Annotated in this window: 3 protein-coding genes; 1 reads left to right on the top strand and 2 read right to left on the bottom strand. The window is 62.4% G+C overall.

The window, feature by feature from the left end; all coding sequences use genetic code 11:
- The coding region (locus VFA16_RS21290; RefSeq protein WP_324969737.1) for an MMPL family transporter at positions 1-726 on the bottom strand (726 nt) is incomplete at its 3' end.
- 295 nt (positions 727-1,021) lie between these two features.
- Here VFA16_RS21290 and VFA16_RS21285 point away from each other — a divergent pair.
- Complete coding sequence (locus VFA16_RS21285; RefSeq protein WP_324969736.1) at positions 1,022-2,260, top strand: GNAT family N-acetyltransferase; 1,239 nt, start codon at positions 1,022-1,024, stop codon at positions 2,258-2,260.
- A 70-nt stretch (positions 2,261-2,330) separates the two neighbouring features.
- On the opposite strand, the gene VFA16_RS21280 is transcribed toward VFA16_RS21285, so the two are convergent.
- A partial coding sequence (locus tag VFA16_RS21280; RefSeq protein ID WP_324969735.1) for an NAD(P)/FAD-dependent oxidoreductase occupies positions 2,331-3,562 on the bottom strand: 1,232 nt, incomplete at its 5' end.

The raw sequence follows: 3,562 nt of genomic DNA, 5'->3' as shown, positions 1-3,562 counted from the left end.
ACCCATGGCGATACTCAGGTCCAACGCGTAGGTCGACACGTTGGTGGTAAAGCTGATCAGCCGCAATACCGACATGGTCCCGACGATGGCCAGTCCGCCGAGCGCAATCGGCACTGCTGCCGCCACCAGGCCGCCGAAAATCCACACCAGCACTGCGAAGCTCAGCGGAATCGCAATGGATTCCATCAACACCAGGTCGTGCTGGTTCTGGTGGTTGATCTGGGCGTAGGCCACAGCCATGCCACCGGCGCGTACAGTGACGCCGTCGCGGTCATGTACCAGGTCACGGGATAGCGTCTTGGCGTACTTCTGCGCGTTGTCCTCTCCGCCTTTCAGGTCGGCGACGATCATCCCGGACTTGTTGTCCTTGCTGATCAGCTGCGCGGCGGCCTGCGGTGGCGACGTCCACGCCGAGGACACATTGGAAACCCACGGTGACTGTTTCAGCTGCTTGGCGATGTCGGTGCCCACCCGGCGCGCCTGATCGCTGCGGGCACCGGCGGGTGAACTCACTACGATCATCATCTTCTGATCGGTTTGGTCGAACTTCTCCCTGAGCAGCTCTGTCGCACGCGCGGACTCCGACGTGGGATCTTGAAAGCCGCCGGCGGACAAGCTGTTGACCACCGGGATGCCGAAAACCGCCGCCGCCAGCGCAAGGAAGACGGCGACCGCGATGATGCGTCGCGGTGCGGCGATAGCAAGTCGGGTGATTGCTCGCAGCATCTCGGCGTCCTTCCGCTGTCGATCCCCCGGCCACCCCCCGGCGATACCCCCAAACCGGCTGACCGCCCAGCGCCGCATCGCTCGCCTTCGACTACCGCGAGCGGCGCCTGGCACACGATTTTCACCAGCAGAGACTCCACGCTACACATCGGTGATGTGGGGCGACCTGCGTGGTTGCGGCGGTCATTTGGTGGGTAGGCTGACGGAGGCGGCGCCCTCATAAACCTCGAAGATCAGCTCGATGGATTTGGTTGCCAGAGCGGCGGTTCGGCGGAACTACAGCTGATTGGATGCGATGAATACGACGGACGACTCCATCAGAATTCGATACGCAACCGATGACGACCTGCAGGGCGTCTACGAAAATCAGGCCCGCGTATACGGGGTTACGGTCGAGCCGGGAGACGTTGAAGCTTGGAAACGGCGGATCGAGCCTAACGACATTCTGGTTGCGGAAGACATTTCCGATCCGCACAACCCATGCCTGGTGGGCACCTCGCTGTACTACAGGCTGCGGCTTACCGTGCCCGGCGGCGCCAGTTTGGAGGCTTCGTGGCTGGCCATGATCGCCGTCGCGGCAACACATCAAGGACGAGGAATCTGGCAACGGATCAGTATTGAGGGCTTCGGAATACTTCAGGAGCGTGGTTACCCCATCCTGTGTGGTGTTCCGACCCAGCCAACGGTTTACGAGATCTTGGGCGCCGGCGTGGCCACCTACGCACGAAAGTTCAATATTGAACCACGCTTTACCGAGCTGCGAGTTAAACCCAGCCGGAATCAGGCACGTGAGGTCCACGCGTCCGTGGCCGGACACTACCTACCGCAGATCTACGATCGATGGTGTGCCATAACACCTGGAGCGCTGAGCCGAGACAGCGCGTGGTGGGCTGATTTTCTGGAAGACAGAGTGACGCAGCGGGAGAATGCATCGGAGCTTAATTTCATCGTCCATCCTGACGGCTTCCTGACATACCGGGTGACCGGAGCGTCACCACACGCGTTTCGGCGGCCTTTTGGCTCCGTGGTGGTGCAAGACTTCTGCCCGGTCACCGACGAGGCACATACCGAACTGCTCGCGACGCTGGTGGGTATGAAGATGTTCGACAACATAGCGATCGAGGTCTCGGTCGATGATCCGCTTCCGCTCAAACTCAAGGACCAGCTTGCTGCTCCTACCACAGCGCTGAGCGATTTTCTCTGGATGCGGATCATGAATGTGCCTGACGCGCTTGGCGCGCGCGCATACTCAGCCGATGCCGAGGTCGTATTAGAGGTGACAGACCCGCTGAGCGTCGCGGGAGGACGGTTCCTGCTGCAGACTCGTGACGGTGTGGGGAAATGCACGCCGCATTACGGGCCCGCGGACGTCAAACTCGGACTGGGTGAGCTGGCAACGATTTACATGGGTGCGCACCGCGCATACGAACTTCACCGAGCGAACCGCATCACGGAATTGCGCAGCGGTGCGCTACGCAGCCTAGATGCCGCGTTCGCGACCGAGCGGGTACCGTACTGCGGCACGCTGTTCTGAGACCGGTATCGGGTGTGGAATACAACACGCTGGAGACGAAATAGCGTGGGCATGTCCACATTCGACGTGATTATTTCGTCAGCAGCGAGAGCACGGTGCGGGTCAGCTTGCGCCGCGGCCAGCCGGTCCAGCCATCTGCCGCCAACGCCGCGTTCGCGGCGTTGCGGCCGCACGCGCCGTGCACCGAGCCTCCCGGTGTGGCTGACGCGCTGCCCAGATACAGCCCCTCGACCGGTGTTTCGGCCCGGCCCATCCCGGGCGCCGGACGAAAGACCAGCATCTGCGGCAGTTGAGCGGTTCCGCCGTTGAGCGCTCCGAGATGCAGATTGGCGTCACTGGCCTCCAGATCCGATGGGCGTTGCACAGACCGGTCGATCACATGCGACCCGAAGCCGGGTGCATGTTCTTCGATGGTGTGGTCCACCGCTTTGGCCAGCTGCTCGGCTGAGTCGTCGTCCGCGACATTGCGCGGCAGATGCGTGTAAGCCCAAACACTTTCCGTGCCGGCCGGTGACCGGGTCGGGTCGGCTGTGGTGGTCTGCCCTAACAGCATGAACGGGTGTTCGGGAACGACCCGGGTGTTCAAATCGGCCATCCAACGCACTAACCCGTCCGCGTCGGCGCCGAGATGGATAGTGCCAACGCCTGCCAAACTCCTGGCGCGCCAAGGAATGTTGTCGTCGAGAGCGTAGTTGACCTTCACCACCGGCGGGTCCCAAACGAAATGCTTGAGCTCATCGCGCAGACCGGCCGGAACGGCATCCGGTGGCAGCATGTCGCAAAACAGCCGTGGCGCGGTGACGTCGGCCACCACCGCGCGACGAGCCTGCACGGTCCGTCCGCCGGTGGTGGTCACCCCGACCGCCCGGCTGCCTCGTACCTGAATTGTCGCGACGTTCTGGTTGCACTCGATCTGTGCGCCGGCCGAGCAGGCCCGATTGACCAGTGCTGCAGTCAACTGACCCGAACCACCAACGGGGACAGGCCACCCGACGTCTTGGCCGAGCATTGTCATCAGGAAACCAAAGACGCCGCTGCCGGGCGCATCCACCGGTACGTCAGCGTGCATCGCGTTGCCCAGCAATAACAATCGGGGTGCCTCACCGTCGAATAGGTGCTCCACCATGGTGTTGGCGGGCAGCACCAATAGGTGCGCCAGCCGAACGGCATCCGACGTGCCCAGTTTGAGCAGCAGCCGGATCGTCGGAAACACCGGCGGAAAAGGCGACAGCATCGCGTCCAGCAGTGGCGATTTGATCTTCTCCCACAAGGTGACTACCCGCCACCAGTTTTCGCCGTCAG

This window comes from Mycobacterium sp., from assembly GCF_035653355.1.
GTDB lineage: Bacteria > Actinomycetota > Actinomycetes > Mycobacteriales > Mycobacteriaceae > Mycobacterium.
The sequence above is the reverse complement of the archived record's forward strand: the minus strand, read 5'-3'. Positions and strand labels throughout refer to the sequence as shown.